Genomic DNA, 19,522 nt, shown 5'->3' with positions numbered 1-19,522 from the left:
GCCTTCAAATGGGGATTTGACTAACAGATGAATATCAAATATGATTTTATTATGATGCGAATAGTTTTACCTACCGATTTTTCTAAAAATGCATGGCATGCCATCAAATATGCAACATTCCTTTTTGAACAATCGCCATGTACTTTTATTATAATTCATTCGCACCAGGTTAGTCCATCTGGTTTAATTAGCACAATAAATAAAGAACGCGATACCAGGCTCCATGAGATTACAATCCAGGAAGCTAAACGTAAAGTGAATAAGATAGTTAACCACTTAAATAGAATAAATAAAGTACGGGATCATCAGTTTGAAGGAGAGGTTGTTGATGATTCATTGTTAAATGCAATAGGCCGCATAGTAATTGATAAGGATGCAGATTTTATTATTATGGGAACACAGGGCGCATCCGGGCTGAGTGAAATTTTTATGGGTAGCAATACGGTTAGTGTTATAAAGCACATTAACTTTTGTCCGATTATAGCTGTTCCCAACTCTTATGATTTTAATACTTTCAATGAAATTTTGTTTGCTTCAAATTTTAAACATTTATATCAAAGAGTTGAGCTACAACCATTGCTGGATCTTGCCCAACTTCGTAAAGCCACAATTAATGTTGTTCATATCAGCGAGGAAGAGGAATTGGGCGAGGATCAACTCCAATTAAAGAAATTGCTTCAGAATTTGCTGGGAGAGAAAAACTGCGTTTTTGAAGAATTTGACTATCATCCTAACATTGCCCTGAAGATTAACGATTTAACTGAAAAGAAAAAAGCAGGTTTAATAGCTATGATAAATTCTCAATATGGTTTTTTTCAAAGACTTACACACGAACCTGTTGTAAAGAAAGTAGCTTTTAGAACCAAGATTCCATTTTTGGTCCTGCCTGAGGTGATATGATCTCTATCAGATACTTCTAAAACTTAATAACTTCATATAAATTTCAGAAAATATTGGAATTGGATTTTCCTTAATTTATTTAAGGGAATAGAAAATCGTTTTAATAATGGGAATACCATAAATTTGCACTTGGAAAATTCTTTCAGCAATGAGTAAAGCTATTTATGTTGCAACTACAGAGCCCAATAGCGGTAAATCTATTGTATCATTAGGTCTCATGCACCTGGCATTGGGAAAAACTGCGAAAGTAGGATACTTCAGACCGATAATCAATGATTATGGACCCGGGGAAAAGGATAATCATATTAATACTGTGATTTCCTATTTTGGAATACAAATGGAATATAACGAGGCATATGCATGTACCAGGAGTGAAGTAATTCATAATCACAATCAAAATAAGAGTTATGAGACCACAGACAAAATAATTGAAAAATATAAAGCCATTGAATCCCGCTTTGATTTCATTTTGGTTGAGGGTACCGACTTTTCCGGAGAAGGTTCTATTATAGAATGGGACAACAATGTTGAGATAGCAAAAAACCTGGGTATCCCCGTAATCCTTTTGGCAAGCGGTGTAGGTAAAACACTGGAAGAACTGGTTGATAACCTGTATCTTGCCTATGATTCCTTTAACAACAAAGGAGTTGAAGTTTTAATGGTCATTGGCAATAAAGTAGAGCCCAAAAATGTAAACCTGGTTACCAATGGTCTATTAAAAGCACTTCCGGATGATATATTAGTTGGCACCATTCCCTTGAATCCAACCCTTGGTAATCCGACTATGAAAGAGATTGTTAATGAATTAAAAGGCGAAGTACTTTTTGGTCATGAGTATTTAAATAACCAGGTGAGTAATTTTAGTGTTGGAGCCATGCAGTTGCGAAATTATCTCACTCACTTTAAAGATCATGGTTTGGTTATAACTCCCGGGGATAGATCGGATATTATCTTAGGAGCCTTGCAGGCAAATTTGTCTTCCAATTATCCAACTGCCTCAGGAATGGTTCTTACCGGTGGACTTATACCGGAAGATCCTGTGATTCAATTAATAGAAGGTCTCTCGGAAATCGTTCCTATCATTTCGGTTCAGGGTGGGACCTTTAAAATTGCCAATAAAGTAGGTGCAATTCGACCCAAAATATACGCGGAGAATAAACAGAAAATAGAGGCATCTATTCTGGACTTTACAAGATTTGTGCCCGTAAATGCTTTGGCAGAGCGTCTCATTACATTTGAAGCGAACGGGATAACTCCACGGATGTTTCAGTATAACCTTTTAAAAAGGGCGAAAGGTGCGAAGAAACATATTGTTTTGCCCGAAGGCACAGATGAACGCATTTTAAGGGCTACCAAGGAATTAATAGATGCCGATGCTGTGAAAATAACCCTTTTAGGTGATTCTGAAGAAATAAAAGCAAAGGCAAGACAGCTGGATTTGTCGATTAATTTTGAAAAAATTGATATCATAGATCCGGTGCATTCAAAATATTTTGAAGATTATGTGAATACCCTGTATGAACTGCGGAAACATAAAAATGTAGACAAAGCCATGGCTAGTGACCTTATGGCCGATATCTCCTATTTTGGTACCATGATGGTTTATAAGGGAGATGCAGACGGAATGGTCTCAGGGGCGGTTCATACAACTCAGCATACCATCCGACCGGCACTTCAGTTGATTAAAACCAAGGCCAATGTTTCTATAGTTTCCTCTGTATTCTTTATGTGTTTGGAAGACAGAGTTTCCGTATATGGAGACTGTGCAATAAACCCTAACCCGGATGCTGAGCAATTGGCGGAAATAGCTATTACGTCTGCTGCTACTAGTTTAGCGTTTGGAATAGAACCTAAAATTGCAATGCTTTCCTATTCTTCCGGCACTTCCGGATCCGGGGAAGATGTTGAAAGGGTTCGCCAGGCTACTAAATATGTCAAAGAAAGAGCTCCCTATTTAAAGGTTGAAGGCCCAATCCAATACGATGCCGCGGTGGATAAAAGTGTGGGTAAAACTAAAATGCCCGATTCCGAAGTAGCCGGACAGGCCAGTGTTTTTATTTTTCCGGATTTAAACACAGGGAATAATACCTATAAGGCCGTTCAGCGGGAGACCAAAGCACTTGCAATTGGACCTATAATTCAAGGCTTAAATAAACCTGTCAATGATTTGAGCAGGGGAAGTACGGTTAATGATATATTCAATACCGTTATAATCACCGCAATACAAGCCCAAGTAGGATAACTGATATTAATTGAATGAACATATTAATAATAAATACCGGAAGTTCGTCCATCAAGTTTAAGTTAATGGATATGCCTTCTGAGAATATTCTTTGCTCGGGATTGGTTGATAGAATTGGATTGGAAAACGGTAATTTAAAGTTTTCAAAGGCAGAAATTGAAATCAATGAAAAACTAAAGTTTTCTTCACATAGAAGTGCATTGGAAAAGATAATTGAAATTATTTTAGATCCATTAAAAGGAGCTATTAAGAATGTCCGGGAAATACATGCGGTGGGACACAGGGTTGTTCATGGAGGAACATCTTTTTCTGAAACTACTTTGATTTCTAATGAAGTAAAAGATAAAATTAGAGCTTTAAGTAAGTTGGCTCCCTTGCATAATCCACATAACCTGGAAGGGATAATGATAGCAGAAGAATTATTCCCAAATGCCAGCCAGGTTGCAGTATTTGATACCGCCTTTCATCAGACTATTCCGCTAAAGGCCCGCAAATATGCAATATCTGATAAGTTTTATACAGATCATGGAATCCAGCTTTATGGTTTTCACGGTACAAGTCATAAATATGTGACAGAAAAGGCGAAAAGCTTTCTGGCAAAAAAAACCACAAAGATTATCAGTATTCATTTAGGCAATGGGTGCAGTATTACAGCGGTTGAAAATGGTAAAAGTATGGACCATAGTTTAGGCTTTGCGCCTTCTAATGGCCTTATAATGGGTACAAGAAGTGGGGATATTGATCATTCCATGATTTTTTACCTGGTAGAATCCCTTGGCTATAGTTTGCAGGAAGTAAATGATTTACTCAATAAGGAAAGTGGCATGCTGGGGCTTACCGGTTACAGTGATTTACGTGAAATTCAGTCAAAAGCAATCGCTGGTGATACCAAATGCAAGCTCGCCCTGGAAATGAATGCCTATAGGATCAGAAAATATATTGGAGCCTACAGCTCAGTTATGAACGGACTGGATGCTGTAATATTTACAGCCGGGATAGGTGAAAATTCGGCATATTTGAGGGAACTGGTTTGTTCTGAGATGGACTTTCTGGGGATTGAACTGGACGCTGATAAGAACAGCCAAAGATCTACTGAATTTAGGGAAATACACAAAAGCTCTTCAAGGGTAAAAATCTTTGTTATCCCTACAAATGAGGAGTTAGAAATTGCAAAACAAACCTTTCATCTTCTGCAGTCCTCCTGAAAAGAAAAAATTCTCAGAAATTTCAGATTGAAATGACTAAGATCATTTCGTAAAGAAAGTCTTTATCCTACCTTGGTAAATTATTAGTATTAACCTAAAAAAAATTTATCATGTCAGACAACGGTAGTAATGTATTATTAGCTCTCTTAACAGGAGCAGCAATAGGGGCAGGTATTGGAATCTTATACGCTCCTGACGAAGGGATCAAAACCCGAAAAAAAATTAAAGATAAGGCTCTTGAAACCAAGCAAGATTTAACAGAGCGACTTTCTCATGCCCATGATGAACTCACAAAAGTGGCAGATGAGAAGAAAGAAGTTTTTGAACAAAAATTAGAGGATACCATCTCTACAATGAGTTACAAAGCAGACGAAATTATTGTTCAACTAGAACGTAAGCTTGAAGAGATCAGAAAGAAAAATGCACAATTGCAGAAATAGGCTATTATGGCTTTTGAAGGATTAAGACAAAATATTTCTGAATTAGACAAGAATGTCAACGCCTATTTTGAGCATAGTATAGAATACGCCAAGCTTAAAAGTTTTAAGATATCCATGGTTTTGGTTACTTATTTAGCAAAGGTTCTGATGGTTGGTAGCATAGCTGTTTTGGCCTTGATATTTTTAAGCTTGGCGGCTTCTTTTGCCCTGGGTTATGCAATGGATAATACCGTTTATGGATTCGCAACAATCGGGATACTATATCTCTTGTTTGCAATTATCGGTTATTTATTTCGCGATAGGCTGAATAAACCATTGCTCCAATTATTTTCTAAATACTTTTTTGAAGAACCATGATAGGAAAATACAACTCGTTTAAGGAAATTGATCAGGATTTGAAAATCCTTGCACTGGAAAGAGAGATCAACAAGGAGTATACAAAGTACAGTATACAAGAGCTCAAAACTTATTTCTATCCTTTCAACTTAATAAGAAGTTTTGATGGATTCGTTGTCAAGGTAGTTATTCCCTTAATCTTAACTAAGGTTTTTAAGAAGAAGAGACTATCACAATAGGCATTTCTGAATATTTCTAAAAATACCATAGGTGTTTAAATAAATACGTATGGTATTTTTTTTTGGGTATTTATGTACTATTAATATCGTTTCCATTATTTGTTTTATAAGTTTCTTATGGTTAAAAGGTATCTTTACCTGTGTAAGGTTTAATTTATGAATACAGGTTTGGCTTTGTCTGGAGGAGGTTTTAGGTGTATTGCGCATATTGGGGTAATCAAGGCTTTAGATGAATATGGTATCCGGATTACCCATGTAGCGGGAACAAGTGCCGGTGCTATAATTGGGGCACTATATTCCAGGGGTTTAGATTGGAAACAAATCTTCGATTTTGTAAAAAGAGTCAATATTTTTAGTCTGAATAATTATGCAGTTGGTAAACCCGGCTTTGTTGATACTGAAAAATTTTACTCAAAGTTTTCTGAGTTTTTTCCGACGGATAGTTTCGAGAGTCTAAAAATTCCCTTGTTCATAACAGCTACGAACATTCTTGATGGAAGTCTAAAGGTTTTTTCCACGGGAGAACTAATCCGACCAATATTGGCCTCTGCTGCGTTTCCAGGAGTTTTTACACCAATTAAAATAGCGGATTCGTATTATGTAGATGGTGGCGCGTTGAATAATTTTCCTGTAGACCTGATTAAACCCCATACGGATCAAATTATTGGAGTCTATGTCAATCCTTTTCTAAAAATAGGGATTAAGGAACTAAGACATTCTTTTAACGTATTGGAGCGAGCATATAAGATACGATCTGCTAAAGACTCACTTTCTAAATTTAAGGATTGTAATCTGTTAATTTCGCCCAAGGATTTAATTAAACACGGTACTTTTTCGTTAAGTGATATGGATACCGTTTTTAATTTAGGGTATAAGGCCGGTATCAAAGCTTTGGAGAAGCCTGATAATCTTCAAATCCCCGGCATACTTTAATCCTCATTACAACCAAGTCATTCCTGAGACTTTTAAAAAAGTAGTGCCCTCCAAAAAGACCTTTTACTACATGGACAAATTTAAGGTCTAAGTTGGAGGGCACGTTAGCAAAAAATGAGTTTTCAGCTAATCTCAATTTTTTTTGGTTTTGTCTTTAGAGTAACTTCTTTTTTTGCTAGTCTAAAACTAAGAATTCCATCAATGTATTTGGCTTTAATTTCCTCTTCTTTTACATTTTCTGGTAAAAGCAAAGATCTTTCAAATGCATTATAAGAGAATTCTTTTCTTGTGAATTCTTCATCCTTTTCTTCCTTACTGACCTCTTTTTTTGCGGAAATATTAAGGTATCCCTCATCAATTGTAATTTCAAAGTCTTTTTTGGTGAATCCAGGTGCTGCTAATTCAATTTCAAAATGGTCTTCTTTTTCCATTATATTCAAAGCAGGTTCGCCGGCCCTTGCGTTCCAGAAACGATCGTTTACCAATCCACGGTTCCAAAACTTGTCATCAAAGAAATTCTCCATATCAAAAAAATCGGAAGTAATCAGGTTTCCAAAGGGTCTTGCCCTTTTTTTAAATTTAACTAGTGACATAATATAATATTTTTAGGTTAAACATCATTTGAGGTACGAATTTAACTACGCAATCTTGTATTCGGAATGATCTTGATCAGTTGGCCCCGATTTAATAGGTGGCAATCAGATTTTAAGTTCTCTTATGGTTCCTAAAAGATACTTGCCAGAGATTTTATTTAAATACAATGGAGTAGATCTTATAAAAAAAGCATAATTCAAATTTACATCATGATAGAATATTTGTTGCGAAATTGAATATATTCGTAGCTATGGATTATTTTGTCATTGCGAGCGTATTGGTGTTTATATCTGCCTTCTTTGGTTACCTCAATGTAAGATTTATTAAGCTTCCTAATACAATTGGTTTAACGGTTATTACGATCTTATTTACCATGGGAATCTTTGCCCTAAGCTACTACGATGACACTTTATTAAACGCTGAGCGATACATCATAACCCATATTGACTTTAGGTCTGTGCTGCTTGATGTTATGTTGAGCTTTTTGCTTTTTGCGGGGGCCCTTCACACCGATTTACAAAAACTAAAGGAACAAAAATGGCCTATTCTGTTTTTTGCAACCTTTGGCGTTATCGTATCTACTTTTCTCATAGGAACAGCCGTATTTTTTATGCTGCCAGGAATTGGTCTGGAAGTGAAATTTATTTATTGCCTTCTTTTTGGGGCGCTCATATCTCCTACAGATCCTATTGCGGTATTGGGGATTCTAAAAAAGGCCAATGTGCCCAAAAAGTTGGAGATTAAGATTGTGGGGGAATCACTTTTTAACGACGGTGTTGGTGTGGTAATTTTTCTGACGATTTTCGGATTGGCCAATGGGAGTGCGGGAGAATTTTCTTTTACCGATGTTCTTGTTCTTTTTGTTCACGAGGTTGGTGGGGGATTACTACTGGGAGCTTTATTAGGCTGGATTACATACAAGCTTATGAAATCTATAGATGATTATGATATAGAAGTCATAATTACTCTGGCAACAGTAATGACAGGTACTATTATTGCACAATACCTGCATGTTTCTGCGCCCTTGGCCATGGTGGTTTCCGGCTTGATTGTAGGGGGTAATATAACCAGGAAAAATGCCATGTCTGAGGTTACAGAAAATTACGTAGACAAGTTTTGGGAACTAATAGATATTCTATTAAACACAATACTCTTTGTCCTAATTGGAATGGAAATTTTGGTTCTGGACCTCGAAATTGAATTTATACTGGCAGGACTCTTTGCAATTCCTATTGCCCTCGTTTGCAGGTATCTCTCTTTGATTATCCCTGTAAATGTTTTTTCAAAGCGCTTGGATTTTGTTCCGAATACCAGTCTTATAATGACTTGGGGAGGGTTACGCGGAGCTATATCAATTGCCCTGGCACTGGGTTTAACCCAGGAAATGCACAGGGAATTGTTTTTGGTTATGACCTATGTCGTGGTAATTTTTTCTATAATAGTCCAGGGGCTTACTGTGGGGAAATTAGTAAAAAAACTAAGGAAAAAAAATGGAGGAATTTAAGGATTTATATATCTATTTCCAGCAATATAGGGCAGTGGTCAGAACCAAAGTATTCTGGAAGTATCTTTGAAGATTTTACTTTGGAGACAATGGCATTACTTATCAGAAAATAATCAATGCGCCAGCCAGTGTTTCTTTCACGTGCCTTAAAACGATAGCTCCAATAAGTGTAAGCTACCTCATCCGGGTTTAGATGTCTGAATGAATCTACAAAACCTGAATTAATAAAATTGTCCATCCCATCGATTTCTATTTGCGTATATCCCGCCGTTTTGTTGTAGTTTGATTTGTCGTTTTTAAGGTCGATAGGACGATGAGCGACATTAAAATCCCCGCAAACAATTACCGGTTTTTTTTTCTCTTTCTCATTAAGATAAGTAAGGAAGTCGGCATCCCATTGACGACGATAGGGCAATCGCACAAGCTGTTGTCCTGAATTGGGAACATAAACGTTTATTAAAAAGAATTTGGCATATTCGGCGCAGATTACCCTTCCTTCTGAATCGTGCTCAGCTATTCCCATATCATAACTAATAGTGATAGGTCGGGGTTTGCTTAAGATAGCAGTGCCGGAATAGCCCTTTTTTTCAGCAGAATTAATATAAAGTTGTTGCTCTTTTAGGGGTAATAAGGCTTTTTCTACTTCAATATCCTGCGCTTTTGTTTCCTGAATACATAGTATATCAGGATCTAAAACAGAAATCGATTTAATAAAATCTTTCTTAACAATTGCCCTGATGCCGTTAACATTCCAAGAAATGATCTTCATAATGAATCGTTTAATTGATATAAAAATAAGACAGAATAGTTAAATAAAGGCTTAAATCGCTTACTTGATAGCTCCAATAATTTTACGATCTTTGCAATCTGTTTTGTTCTATTGTGAGGTTACAATAGGTGATAAACAGAATTTGGAGTGTTAGCTCAGTTGGTTTAGAGCACCGCCTTGACAGGGCGGGGGTCGTTGGTTCGAATCCAATACACTCCACATCAAGCAGAAAATCCGCGCAAGTTTGCGTGGATTTTTTATATGCTAAACAGGGAACTTGTTCCTGAGTTTGGCATGTATAAAATATCAATACCGGTAAAAACCGGTTTTGATTTTCTATTTGCAGCAGCGTACTGTATTTGGATCAACGAACTTATCGAGATAATTCAATACACTCCACACGCAAAAAGCCACACCATAGGTGTGGTTATGTTTTTAGGGAAGTTAATCAAAACTTCCCTTAGACTAAAGATAATCCAGAATTCGTTCCAGGGCCATACCCCTTGACCCCTTAATCAGGATGTTTCCTTTATTTATTTTATGTTCTTTCAGGTATCTGGAGAAGTCTTCAAAGGATTGAAATTTTAAAAACTTGGAATTGGTTTTGTAAAAATTCCCTCCTACCAGGATGACCGAAGTAAATTTCATGCCTGTAGCCAGATCTACGATTTTTTGATGCTCTTCATGGGCTTGTTCCCCGAGTTCGAACATATCACCTAAAATGGCAGTTTTGTTATTACCCGGGATGCTATTAAAATGTTCAAGGGCAGCTTCCATACTGTTGGGATTTGCATTATAGGCATCAAGGACAATATGGTAGTTGTTTTTATCAATAATTTGTGAACGATTGTTTCGAGGAAGGTAGTTCTCAATGGCCTTTTTAATATCTTCCAGCGGGACATTGAAATATTTGCCAATTAAAACGGAGATACAGCAATTTGTAAAATTATAACTTCCAACTAACTGTGTTCTGATTTCTGTATCGTCTACTTTGAGAACTACAAAAGGTTGGGCACCCAAAAATTTTATGTTAAGGCATTGAGGGTTATTTATGGCGTATCCAATTTTGTTGCGATACTTTTTTAGTTTATTGACTTGCACAGGATCATCCCCATTGAAGAAAATGTTTTTATTACCCGAGATCAGATACTCATACAATTCACTTTTACCTTTTATAACACCTTCTATACCTCCAAAACCCTCCAAATGCGCTTTGCCAAAATTCGTTATATAGCCATAATCAGGCTGTGCAATGGTACATAGAAATTCAATCTCTTTCTTGTGATTTGCTCCCATTTCAACAATGGCAAATTCTGTGTTTTCTTGTATGGTGAGCAGGGTAAGTGGAACTCCTAGATGATTATTCAAGTTTCCTTTTGTGGCAATAGTTTTAAATTTTCTTGACAGAACGGTAAATATTAATTCTTTCGTAGTGGTTTTACCATTGCTACCTGTTAGCCCAATAATTTTGGCGTCACAATAATTTCTATGAAAAGCAGCTAACTCCTGTAAGGCTTTCAATGCATCTTCAACCAGGATGATTTGATCTCCTGTTGCATATTCTATTTCGTCTGCAATAGCGTATGCAGCACCATTTCGCAATGCTTCCGAAGCAAATTTATTACCATTGAAATTTGGTCCTTTAAGAGCGAAGAAAATGCTATTAGACTGTATGTTGCGTGTATCCGTTGAGACCTGAGGATGCTTTAAAAAAAGCTGGTGTAATTGCTCAATTGTCATATAAACAAAGATATAAAAAAGCCCCAACGAAAACATTGGGGCTTAATTTATATATAAGAGATACTTTTATTTCGCTTTGGCTTTTTTACCTCGTACGGTTTTATTTTTTGTTTTTGACTTAGATCCTACCCTAGACATGGCACAACGGAAACCTATATAATCTGTTGCCATATATTGTGGTAAAAATCTACGTTGGGCAGGGTCTAACCAGTAGGCTCGGTCTTTCCAGGAACCTCCTTTGTATATCCTTACTTCATCGTTGATCAGGGTAGTTCTATAATTACTTTTGTCATATTCACGCAGTATTTTACCGGCTGAATCACGTTCCACTTTGTGATTTGGAGAATCATACATCTTTCTTTCAGGATCGCCTTCGTCATCCGAAGCAAAACGGTCAAAGAATCTTGATGATCCCGGATCGCCATCTCTATATCCTCTGTTGTCACTATCAGAGAAATTGGTCCTTAAGTATGTTTCCTCTTCATCAACTGGTACCATTTTAATCTCTCCAGGTAGATTCACGGCAACAACTTTTCCATTGGGCAGGGTATCAAAAATAACACTATCTCTTAGAATGTTAACTTTACCATCCTCACCAATTGCCGTTTTCATATAGATATTTCCTCTGTAATAGTTGAAATCACTTATTTCATCATCTACTATTGGACGGTAAACATCTGCCACCCATTCTGCCACATTACCGGCCATATCATATAGACCCAGGTCATTTGGTTTGTATGATTTAACCTGTGCAGTAATATCTGCACCGTCATCAGACCACCCGGCAATTCCGCCGTAATCACCTTTTCCCTGTTTAAAGTTTGCCAGCTGATCGCCTCTTCCAACACGTTGGCCATTTCTCGTATAATCACCTTCCCAAGGATACTTTTTTCTACCCCTGTAGTTGTTGTATTCTCTGGTTCCCTGCAAAGCCGCTGCAGAATACTCCCACTCAGTTTCTGTCGGAAGTCTGTAAGCAGGCATAATAATACCACTACTTCTTTTTGCGAATGTGGAAATAGAATCTTTTTTCATTTTTCCCTGTAAGGAATCTATTTGTCCGTTATATACAGATTCCGGACGATTGAGATAGGCTTCTGTACTGAAAGTTCCTTCTACTTCTCCGGTCATTGATTGATATTTCGCATCCTGAGCCAAATAACCTTCTCTTTCGAGCATAGCTTCATTTACTCGATCCGTTCTCCATTCGGAAAACTGGACAGCTTGTATCCAATTGACACCAACCACAGGATATTCAGCATATGCCGGGTGACGCAGGTAATTATTCGTCATGGTTTCATTATATCCCAGTCGGTTTCTCCAAACTAAGGTATCCGGAAGGGCACCTTTATAGATATTAGTATATTTTGGGTTCTCCGGTGGATATACCGCTTTCAAATAGTCTAAATATTCCAAATACATTACATTGGTGACTTCTGTTTCATCCATGTAAAAGGATTGAACATGTTGAGAGGTAGGAGTGTTATTCCAATCGTGCATAACATCATCCTGCACCTTTCCTTTGGTAAAAGTACCTCCTTCAATAAAAACAAGTCCGGGACCCGTTGCTTGTTCTTTAAAGTCAGAATTGTACTGAAAACCACCTTCTTTAGCGTTTATTTTCCAGCCTGTTGCTCTTGAAACATTTTTGGATGATGCCGAGGAAGACTTATTACAACTATTAAGAGTAAAACTTCCTGTTATCACTGCACAAGATAGTACAACTTTGATCAACTGTTTTTTCATCTGTATTTAGGACTTAAGTTCAATATCAAACCCCATTTCATTGGTTTTGATAAGATATTTAAATAAAAATTGTGTCACTTTCGGCTTATAAAACGATGATTATCACATAATATTTTATAGTCACGAAAAAAATTTCGCCAGTTTGCACGGGCATGATTTACTAGGACAATGTCCATTTTCATAACGAGACATTTTAGATTATAGTATGGATAGAAACATTTCTTTTCAATTATTAAGGACAACCTTTATCAGATATCATTGTTTTTAAGGATGCATAAATAATAAGCAATTAATATAAAGAGCTTATATTCAACTATTTGTAGCATATTTTTAAAATAATATACCTGTAAATGCAAGATATTTTTGAATTGCTCGTTACTTAACAAGTAATAAGACAAAATATAGTAGGTAATCATATCAAAAATTATCTGCAGTTTTGGACTAATTCTACCATATATGACAAAAATGAGAAAATTAGTTATTCTTGCTTTATTTGCCATTGTTTTTAAGGTATCTGCTCAGGAGCAGAACAGGGTGATAACCACAGCTGTTCCGTTTTTAACTATTGCAGCTGACGCCAGGGCCGGTGGTTTAGGAGATATGGGTGCATCCACATCTATAGATGCATTCTCCCAACAATGGAACCCAGCCAAATTTGCCTTTGCCGAACGAAAAATGGGAATAGGTCTGGGGTATACCCCTTATCTGGAAAGCATTATAACAGATGTATCCTTGTTAAGTGGTAGCTATTTTAACAAAATCAACGATAGGAGCGCATTTGCGTTTAGTTTGCGTTATTTTACCCTGGGCGAAATTGAACTAAGACAGTTTGCCGGAGATCCCGGAACTATAGCCAAACCTAACGAGTTGGCAATAGATGGTTCTTACTCCTTAAAGCTTAGCGACGTATTTTCTATGGCCATCGCAGGAAGGTTTATTAATTCTAATCTCAGATTACCAGAAAATGGAGATGTAGATTCTAGAGCGGCAAGTTCATTTGCCGTAGATATCGCAGGATATTTTCGCTCCAGAGAAGTAGCCTATAATAGTTTTGATGGTAGATGGAAATTCGGATTCAATATCTCGAATCTCGGTGGGAAAATGGAATATGATCAAGGTCAAACCAATTTTTTACCCACTAATCTGCGTTTAGGAGGAGGTTTTGATTTTATTTTTGATCAGGATAATGTATTGGGTTTAAATCTGGAATTCAATAAGCTACTGGTACCAACACCACAGGATTTTAATGATGATGGTGTAATTGATTCGGCGGATAACGACATATATCAGCAAATAGGCTGGTTTGAAGGGGTATTTAAATCTTTTGGAGATGCTCCTGATGGACTCTCGGAAGAATTTAAGGAAATAACCTGGGCCATCAGTGCGGAATATGCCTATCAAAATGCTTTTATGTTTAGAACGGGTTTCTTCCACGAAAGCGAATTTAAGGGAGCAAGACAGTTCTTTACAGTTGGAGCCGGGTTTAGGTTTAAATCGGTTCAGATAGATCTATCTTACTTGTTCTCTACCTCAAAAGTGAAAAACCCTCTTGAAAATACTTTAAGATTCTCGCTTACCTTTAATTTAGGTGAAGAATTCTACAATGATTAAACACAATCAAAAAATAAAAAAACCTGTCCATGGACAGGTTTTTTTATTTTAGGAAGTTTCAGTCTTGGACAACGCTCTAAAATAAAGTACATTTAATTTTATTAACACAGACCTATCTTTACACTCCTATTATTCTATGGAAAGACGTAAAATTTCATTTGATTTATTGGTTTATGATACTTTGGATGAACTTTCTCCAAGCGAAAAAACACTTATGCAAATTGCAGAAGGGGCAAGGGAAAATGCCTATGCTCCTTATTCTAAATTTATGGTCGGTGCAGCCGTGCTTTTGGCTAATGAGGAAGTTGTTATAGGCAATAATCAGGAAAATGCTTCATACCCCTCTGGTTTATGCGCGGAGCGTGTAGCCATTTTTCAGGCAGGTGCTAAATATCCTAAAGTTGCTATAAAGAGTATTGCAATTAGTGTGTCCTCCAAAACCCATATTGTACAAAGACCAGCAGCTCCCTGTGGAAATTGCAGGCAAGCAATAGCCGAGTATGAGCAAAATCAAGACTCCCCTATATCCATTATAATGAAAGCTGCTTCCGGTAAAATTTTTAAATGTGAATCCCTGGAAGATATTCTTCCTTTGGCTTTTGGAAGTTCTTATTTATAATAAGTGAATTTTTTACTCTGAAGATATTTGATTATACCCAATAATTACTTTTTAGCGTACTGCATATACCTTTTTTATCATTTTTTTTTCACTATTGATTTAATGTGTATTTTTGTTTTTCCTTGATATTCTTGAACTATTCTTAACTGAATGTTTCAGCGTAAGACAAGTACACATAAAAGACAAATATTTGATGAAAAAAGTTACCAAAGAGGTATACCTAAAATGGTACGAAGACATGTTGTTTTGGAGAAAGTTTGAAGACAAGCTGGCTGCGGTATATATTCAACAAAAAGTGCGCGGATTTCTACACCTGTACAATGGTCAGGAAGCGGTATTAGCAGGTGCTTTACATGCAATGGATCTCACAAAAGACAGAATGATTACTGCCTACAGGAACCACGTTCAGCCTATTGGGATGGGGGTAGACCCCAGGAATGTAATGGCCGAATTATATGGCAAAGTAACAGGTACTTCAAAAGGAATGGGTGGTTCAATGCATATATTTTCGAAGGAGCACAGGTTTTATGGAGGTCACGGTATTGTTGGAGGACAAATACCCTTAGGTGCCGGGTTAGCATTTGCGGATAAGTATTTCAAAAGGGATTCAGTAACTCTTTGCTATATGGGTGATGGTGCGGTAAGACAAGGCTCTTTACACGAAACTTTTAATTTGGCCATGCTTTGGCAATTACCGGTCGTTTTCGTCTGTGAAAATAATGGTTATGCCATGGGTACTTCGGTAGCAAGAACGGCGCATACTACGGATATCTGGAAACTAGGTTTGGGATATGAAATGCCATGTGCCCCTGTAGATGGAATGGATCCTGTTACAGTGGCTACTGCTATGAGTAAGGCCATAGAAAGAGCGAGGAGCGGCGGTGGTCCAACCTTTTTGGAAATGAAAACCTATCGATATAGGGGGCATTCTATGTCCGATGCTCAGCACTACAGGACTAAGGATGAAGTTGAAGAATACAAAAAGATAGATCCTATAACTCAGGTTCTTGATGTTATTAAGGAGAAGAAATATGCGTCGGAAGAAGAAATTAAAGCTATAAATGATAAGGTGAAAGTCCTTGTCAAAGAGTGCGAGAAATTTGCTGAAGAATCTGAATATCCTCCGGTAAAACAACTTTACGATATGGTTTACGAGCAGGAAGACTATCCATTTGTACAACACAAATTATAAGTAAATGGCAGAAGTAATAAATATGCCCAGATTAAGCGATACCATGGAAGAAGGTACCGTTGCTAAATGGCTAAAAAATGTAGGTGACAAGATTGAAGAAGGTGATATCCTTGCGGAGATAGAAACGGATAAGGCTACCATGGAATTTGAATCTTTTCATGAAGGCACCTTACTACATATCGGTATTGCCGAAGGAGATGGAGCACCGGTAGATACTTTATTGGCTATAATTGGTGAAGAAGGCGAGGATATTTCTTCACTATTAAATGGTGCCAATGAAGGGTCAAAAGAGCCTGAAAATAAGGTTGAAGCCCCTGAAAACAAATCAACTTCTGATGTTTCCGAAGAATCATCAAAGAAAGCGGATAGCAATACCGCATTTGAAATACCTGAGGGCGTGGAAATTATTAAAATGCCTCGCTTGAGTGATACCATGGAAGAAGGTACTGTTGCCACCTGGTTGAAAAAAGTTGGGGATGAAGTAGAAGAGGGTGATATTCTGGCGGAAATAGAGACAGATAAGGCCACCATGGAATTTGAATCTTTTTATGCAGGTCAATTGCTTTATATAGGTATCAAGGAAGGTGAATCAGCACCTGTGGATGAGGTATTAGCTGTAATTGGTCCGGCAGGGACTGATGTAGAATCCGTTTTGCAGTCCAAGTCAACTTCCAAAACCGAAACAGAAGAAAAAGCGGAAGAAATAGCCACTAAAGAGGCAGCCCCTGCTGAAGTAAAGGAAGAAAAAACGTTAGAATCAGGACAGCGCGTATTTGTTTCTCCATTGGCAAGAAAAATTGCTGATGAAAAAGGGATCGATCTCAATGCCATAAAGGGGACTGGAGATCACGGTAGAATTGTTAAGCGAGATGTTGAAAATTATGTTCCATCAGCTGATATCAGTGCTCCTGCAAAAGATGTTGCAACCAAGACAATAACGGACAGCCGGGTGACGATTCCACAAATTCTTCCAACTGGGGAGGAATACTCGGAGGAGGTGAAAAACTCTCAAATGCGTAAAGTGATAGCTAAGCGATTGAGTGAATCCAAGTTTACGGCCCCACATTATTACCTGATGATTGAAGTGGATATGGACAATGCCAAAGCTTCAAGGGAAAAAATAAATAATCTTCCAGACACCAAGGTTTCATTTAATGACATGGTAGTTAAGGCCTGTGCCATGGCGCTTAAAAAACATCCGCAGGTTAACACTTCCTGGAACGGGGACACCACCAGATATAATCAGCATATTCATGTGGGAGTAGCCGTTGCAGTAGATGAAGGACTCGTGGTACCAGTATTAAAATTTACAGATCAGTTGAGCTTAACTCAGATTGGAACCTCAGTCAAAGATTTGGCAGGTAGAGCAAGGGAGAAAAAATTAACTCCTGCCGAAATGGAAGGAAGCACTTTTACTGTTTCTAACCTCGGTATGTTCGGGATCCTCGAATTTACCTCAATTATTAATCAACCGAATTCAGCCATTCTCTCTGTAGGAGCTATTATTGAAAAACCCGTAGTTAAAAATGGACAAATCGTGGTAGGAAATACAATGAAGATAAGTCTGGCCTGCGATCACCGAACGGTAGACGGTGCCACAGGGGCCCAGTTTTTACAAACCCTTAGAGCTTATCTTGAGAATCCCGTAACAATGTTGGCATGATAAGATGATATCAGCTACTTGAAATTCAAAATAAACATATAAAGGTATCCGGGGTATTAAGGATACCTTTTATTATTTGAGCTTACAAATGAGACAAATAACGATACTTTTTTTACTGATGTTGCTTTTTGGTTGTGGTTCATTACGACAAACTCAGTCCAATGCTTCAAACCCTCCTGCAGGTCCTGATGGACTTAAAAGCAAAACTACCAAAGTCAAAAAGGGAAGTCACGCCTATTTTTCCGATAGCATAAGAGTGAAGGGTATCATGAATTATTTAGCATCAGATGTTTTAGAAGGCAGGGATGCAGGAAGCGAAGGGATAGAGAAGGCTGCGGAATTTATAGAAAACACCTTTGTCCAAAATGGCATAAAGCCTTATTTTGATGATTTTAAGGATACATTGGTCAATTTTCAAAAGCCTGCATATAACATAGTCGGGGTTCTGAAAGGAAGCGATAAGAAACTTCGAAATGAATATATTATAGTGGGAGCGCACTACGATCACATTGGCATCATAAAGTCTGAAAATGAAGATTCGATTGCGAACGGCGCAAATGATAATGCTTCGGGAACAACTACCGTTATGGAGTTGGCCAGATATTTTGGTGCTTCTAAAAGTAATAAAAGAAGCCTCATTTTTGTATTATTTAGTGCGGAAGAAAAAGGTTTACTCGGATCAAATCACCTTGCTAAAAAATTCAAAGAAGAAGGTCTGAACTTATATTTGATGCTAAATTTCGAGATGACTGGGGTTCCTATGGTCGATAAAGATTACTTGATGTATGTGACCGGCTATGATATGTCCAATCTGGCTGAGGTTAGTAATAAGTATGCGAATAAGAATTTAGTTGGCTTTTTACCCACGGCCAAAGAATTTGGACTTTTTCAGCGATCCGATAACTTTCCTTTTCATAATGAGTTTAATATTCCTTCGCAAACCTTTTGTACTTTTGATTTCACTAATTTTAATTATTACCATAAGGTAGGTGATGAGGTGGGCCTTATGGATTTTGGCCATATGGCCGGGGTAATTAATAACATGATACCCGTAATAGAAGGTTTTTCAAATTCACGCGAACAAGAAATTAAATATTATTAAATGGCCAAAGTTATAATTACTGGTTGTAGCAGGGGAATAGGATATGAACTGGCCCGTCTTTTTGCCCAAAACGGCCATCAAGTCCTAGCCCTTTCCAGAAATGATAAACCCATTAGGAAATTAAATGAAAGTAATATTACTACATTTCCTTTTGACATTTGTCAGGATAAAGATTTGGAGAAAGTAGATCAATTCCTAGGAGATAACTGGGAGACCGTAGATGTTTTAATTAACAACGCCGGACAATTATTGAACAAACCGTTTCTCAAGACTACAAGGACTGAATTTGAAGAATTATATAAAGTCAATGTATTTGGAGTCGCTGAACTTACCAAACGAGTAATTCCCAGGATGTCCCCGGGAGGACATGTAGTTACTATAAGTTCCATGGGCGGGGTTCAGGGCAGCGTTAAATTTCCTGGTCTTTCGGCCTATAGCTCCAGTAAAGGTGCGGTCATAACATTAACCGAACTATGGGCAGAAGAATTCAAAGAAACTGGTCCTTCTTTTAACGTGTTAGCTATTGGAGCAGTCCAAACCGAAATGTTGGAAGAGGCCTTTCCGGGGTATAAAGCACCGATAAGTGCCGTTGATATGGCAGACTACATCATGGATTTTGCGTTACAGGGGAATCGTTATTACAATGGGAAACTACTACAGGTGAGCAGCAGCACACCCTGATTCAAA

The 19,522-nt window shown here is 37.5% G+C and carries 18 protein-coding genes and 1 tRNA gene; 15 read left to right on the top strand and 4 right to left on the bottom strand.

Translation table 11 applies throughout. The features are described 5' to 3' along the window. Positions 1-27 precede the first annotated feature (27 nt). The 7 genes from Q0X77_RS02970 to Q0X77_RS02945 all read left to right on the top strand — a co-directional run bounded on the left by Q0X77_RS02970 (position 28) and on the right by Q0X77_RS02945 (position 6,295). Positions 28-900, top strand: coding sequence for a universal stress protein (locus tag Q0X77_RS02970; RefSeq protein ID WP_297792782.1), 873 nt, complete (start codon positions 28-30; stop codon positions 898-900). A gap of 148 nt (positions 901-1,048) precedes the next feature. After that, complete coding sequence (pta, locus tag Q0X77_RS02965) at positions 1,049-3,142, top strand: phosphate acetyltransferase (protein WP_297792779.1); 2,094 nt, start codon at positions 1,049-1,051, stop codon at positions 3,140-3,142. Between the two features lie 14 nt (positions 3,143-3,156). Beyond that, positions 3,157-4,347: an acetate kinase gene (locus Q0X77_RS02960; protein ID WP_297792776.1), complete on the top strand. Its 1,191-nt coding sequence runs from the start codon at positions 3,157-3,159 to the stop codon at positions 4,345-4,347. Positions 4,348-4,457: 110 nt separating this feature from the next. Continuing rightward, complete coding sequence (locus Q0X77_RS02955; protein WP_297792774.1) at positions 4,458-4,787, top strand: YtxH domain-containing protein; 330 nt, start codon at positions 4,458-4,460, stop codon at positions 4,785-4,787. Positions 4,788-4,793: 6 nt separating this feature from the next. Then, entirely contained in the window at positions 4,794-5,144 is a 351-nt protein-coding gene (locus Q0X77_RS02950; protein ID WP_297792772.1) for a hypothetical protein, read from the top strand. Next, the gene (locus Q0X77_RS15370) at positions 5,141-5,362 is read left to right on the top strand and encodes a DUF6327 family protein (protein WP_366939196.1); all 222 of its coding nucleotides are present in this window, start codon (positions 5,141-5,143) and stop codon (positions 5,360-5,362) included. Before Q0X77_RS02950 ends, Q0X77_RS15370 begins: the two co-directional genes overlap by 4 nt. Before the next feature lie 156 nt (positions 5,363-5,518). Then, positions 5,519-6,295: a patatin-like phospholipase family protein gene (locus tag Q0X77_RS02945; RefSeq protein ID WP_297792769.1), complete on the top strand. Its 777-nt coding sequence runs from the start codon at positions 5,519-5,521 to the stop codon at positions 6,293-6,295. A 122-nt stretch (positions 6,296-6,417) separates the two neighbouring features. Here Q0X77_RS02945 and Q0X77_RS02940 read toward each other — a convergent pair whose 3' ends face one another. Beyond that, positions 6,418-6,888, bottom strand: coding sequence for an Hsp20/alpha crystallin family protein (locus tag Q0X77_RS02940; protein ID WP_297792767.1), 471 nt, complete (start codon positions 6,886-6,888; stop codon positions 6,418-6,420). A 251-nt stretch (positions 6,889-7,139) separates the two neighbouring features. Here Q0X77_RS02940 and Q0X77_RS02935 point away from each other — a divergent pair, with 251 nt between their 5' ends. Continuing rightward, complete coding sequence (locus Q0X77_RS02935) at positions 7,140-8,393, top strand: sodium:proton antiporter (protein ID WP_297792764.1); 1,254 nt, start codon at positions 7,140-7,142, stop codon at positions 8,391-8,393. Between the two features lie 4 nt (positions 8,394-8,397). Here the strand turns inward: Q0X77_RS02935 and Q0X77_RS02930 are convergent, their stop codons facing one another. Next, positions 8,398-9,162 carry an exodeoxyribonuclease III gene (locus tag Q0X77_RS02930; protein ID WP_297792761.1) on the bottom strand — a complete coding sequence of 255 codons (765 nt, stop codon included), beginning with the start codon at positions 9,160-9,162 and terminating at the stop codon, positions 8,398-8,400. A 144-nt stretch (positions 9,163-9,306) separates the two neighbouring features. Between Q0X77_RS02930 and Q0X77_RS02925 the strand changes: the two genes are divergently transcribed. Next, a tRNA-Val gene (locus Q0X77_RS02925) sits at positions 9,307-9,381 on the top strand. Positions 9,382-9,627: 246 nt separating this feature from the next. On the opposite strand, the gene murF is transcribed toward Q0X77_RS02925, so the two are convergent. Beyond that, the gene (gene murF, locus Q0X77_RS02920; RefSeq protein ID WP_297792758.1) at positions 9,628-10,902 is read right to left on the bottom strand and encodes a UDP-N-acetylmuramoyl-tripeptide--D-alanyl-D-alanine ligase; all 1,275 of its coding nucleotides are present in this window, start codon (positions 10,900-10,902) and stop codon (positions 9,628-9,630) included. Between the two features lie 66 nt (positions 10,903-10,968). After that, positions 10,969-12,648 carry a gliding motility lipoprotein GldJ gene (gldJ, locus tag Q0X77_RS02915; protein WP_297792756.1) on the bottom strand — a complete coding sequence of 560 codons (1,680 nt, stop codon included), beginning with the start codon at positions 12,646-12,648 and terminating at the stop codon, positions 10,969-10,971. A gap of 465 nt (positions 12,649-13,113) precedes the next feature. Here gldJ and porV point away from each other — a divergent pair, with 465 nt between their 5' ends. The 6 genes from porV to Q0X77_RS02885 all read left to right on the top strand — a co-directional run bounded on the left by porV (position 13,114) and on the right by Q0X77_RS02885 (position 19,516). Beyond that, positions 13,114-14,259: a type IX secretion system outer membrane channel protein PorV gene (gene porV, locus Q0X77_RS02910; RefSeq protein ID WP_297792753.1), complete on the top strand. Its 1,146-nt coding sequence runs from the start codon at positions 13,114-13,116 to the stop codon at positions 14,257-14,259. 100 nt (positions 14,260-14,359) lie between these two features. After that, a complete protein-coding gene (gene cdd, locus Q0X77_RS02905) occupies positions 14,360-14,878 on the top strand; it encodes a cytidine deaminase (protein WP_366939197.1) in 519 nt (172 codons plus the stop codon). A 193-nt stretch (positions 14,879-15,071) separates the two neighbouring features. After that, complete coding sequence (pdhA, locus tag Q0X77_RS02900; RefSeq protein ID WP_297792749.1) at positions 15,072-16,070, top strand: pyruvate dehydrogenase (acetyl-transferring) E1 component subunit alpha; 999 nt, start codon at positions 15,072-15,074, stop codon at positions 16,068-16,070. Between the two features lie 4 nt (positions 16,071-16,074). After that, positions 16,075-17,733: a pyruvate dehydrogenase complex dihydrolipoamide acetyltransferase gene (locus Q0X77_RS02895; protein ID WP_297792746.1), complete on the top strand. Its 1,659-nt coding sequence runs from the start codon at positions 16,075-16,077 to the stop codon at positions 17,731-17,733. An 88-nt stretch (positions 17,734-17,821) separates the two neighbouring features. After that, positions 17,822-18,835 carry a M28 family peptidase gene (locus tag Q0X77_RS02890; RefSeq protein ID WP_297792743.1) on the top strand — a complete coding sequence of 338 codons (1,014 nt, stop codon included), beginning with the start codon at positions 17,822-17,824 and terminating at the stop codon, positions 18,833-18,835. Then, positions 18,836-19,516, top strand: a complete 681-nt coding sequence (locus tag Q0X77_RS02885; RefSeq protein ID WP_297792741.1) for an SDR family oxidoreductase — start codon at positions 18,836-18,838, stop codon at positions 19,514-19,516. Positions 19,517-19,522 lie beyond the last annotated feature (6 nt).

Source organism: uncultured Eudoraea sp., from assembly GCF_947258925.1.
Lineage (GTDB): Bacteria > Bacteroidota > Bacteroidia > Flavobacteriales > Flavobacteriaceae > Eudoraea.
The sequence above is the reverse complement of the archived record's forward strand: the minus strand, read 5'-3'. Positions and strand labels throughout refer to the sequence as shown.

Excerpts from the sequence above, each read along its gene's own strand:
- Q0X77_RS02970 (WP_297792782.1), top strand. The coding sequence starts at position 28 with ATGAATATCAAATATGATTTTATTATGATGCGAATAGTTTTACCTACC.
- pta (WP_297792779.1), top strand. The coding sequence starts at position 1,049 with ATGAGTAAAGCTATTTATGTTGCAACTACAGAGCCCAATAGCGGTAAA.
- Q0X77_RS02960 (WP_297792776.1), top strand. The coding sequence starts at position 3,157 with ATGAACATATTAATAATAAATACCGGAAGTTCGTCCATCAAGTTTAAG.
- Q0X77_RS02955 (WP_297792774.1), top strand. The coding sequence starts at position 4,458 with ATGTCAGACAACGGTAGTAATGTATTATTAGCTCTCTTAACAGGAGCA.
- Q0X77_RS02950 (WP_297792772.1), top strand. The coding sequence starts at position 4,794 with ATGGCTTTTGAAGGATTAAGACAAAATATTTCTGAATTAGACAAGAAT.
- Q0X77_RS15370 (WP_366939196.1), top strand. The coding sequence starts at position 5,141 with ATGATAGGAAAATACAACTCGTTTAAGGAAATTGATCAGGATTTGAAA.
- Q0X77_RS02945 (WP_297792769.1), top strand. The coding sequence starts at position 5,519 with ATGAATACAGGTTTGGCTTTGTCTGGAGGAGGTTTTAGGTGTATTGCG.
- Q0X77_RS02940 (WP_297792767.1), bottom strand. The coding sequence starts at position 6,888 with ATGTCACTAGTTAAATTTAAAAAAAGGGCAAGACCCTTTGGAAACCTG.
- Q0X77_RS02935 (WP_297792764.1), top strand. The coding sequence starts at position 7,140 with ATGGATTATTTTGTCATTGCGAGCGTATTGGTGTTTATATCTGCCTTC.
- Q0X77_RS02930 (WP_297792761.1), bottom strand. The coding sequence starts at position 9,162 with ATGAAGATCATTTCTTGGAATGTTAACGGCATCAGGGCAATTGTTAAG.
- murF (WP_297792758.1), bottom strand. The coding sequence starts at position 10,902 with ATGACAATTGAGCAATTACACCAGCTTTTTTTAAAGCATCCTCAGGTC.
- gldJ (WP_297792756.1), bottom strand. The coding sequence starts at position 12,648 with ATGAAAAAACAGTTGATCAAAGTTGTACTATCTTGTGCAGTGATAACA.
- porV (WP_297792753.1), top strand. The coding sequence starts at position 13,114 with ATGAGAAAATTAGTTATTCTTGCTTTATTTGCCATTGTTTTTAAGGTA.
- pdhA (WP_297792749.1), top strand. The coding sequence starts at position 15,072 with ATGAAAAAAGTTACCAAAGAGGTATACCTAAAATGGTACGAAGACATG.
- Q0X77_RS02895 (WP_297792746.1), top strand. The coding sequence starts at position 16,075 with ATGGCAGAAGTAATAAATATGCCCAGATTAAGCGATACCATGGAAGAA.
- Q0X77_RS02890 (WP_297792743.1), top strand. The coding sequence starts at position 17,822 with ATGAGACAAATAACGATACTTTTTTTACTGATGTTGCTTTTTGGTTGT.
- Q0X77_RS02885 (WP_297792741.1), top strand. The coding sequence starts at position 18,836 with ATGGCCAAAGTTATAATTACTGGTTGTAGCAGGGGAATAGGATATGAA.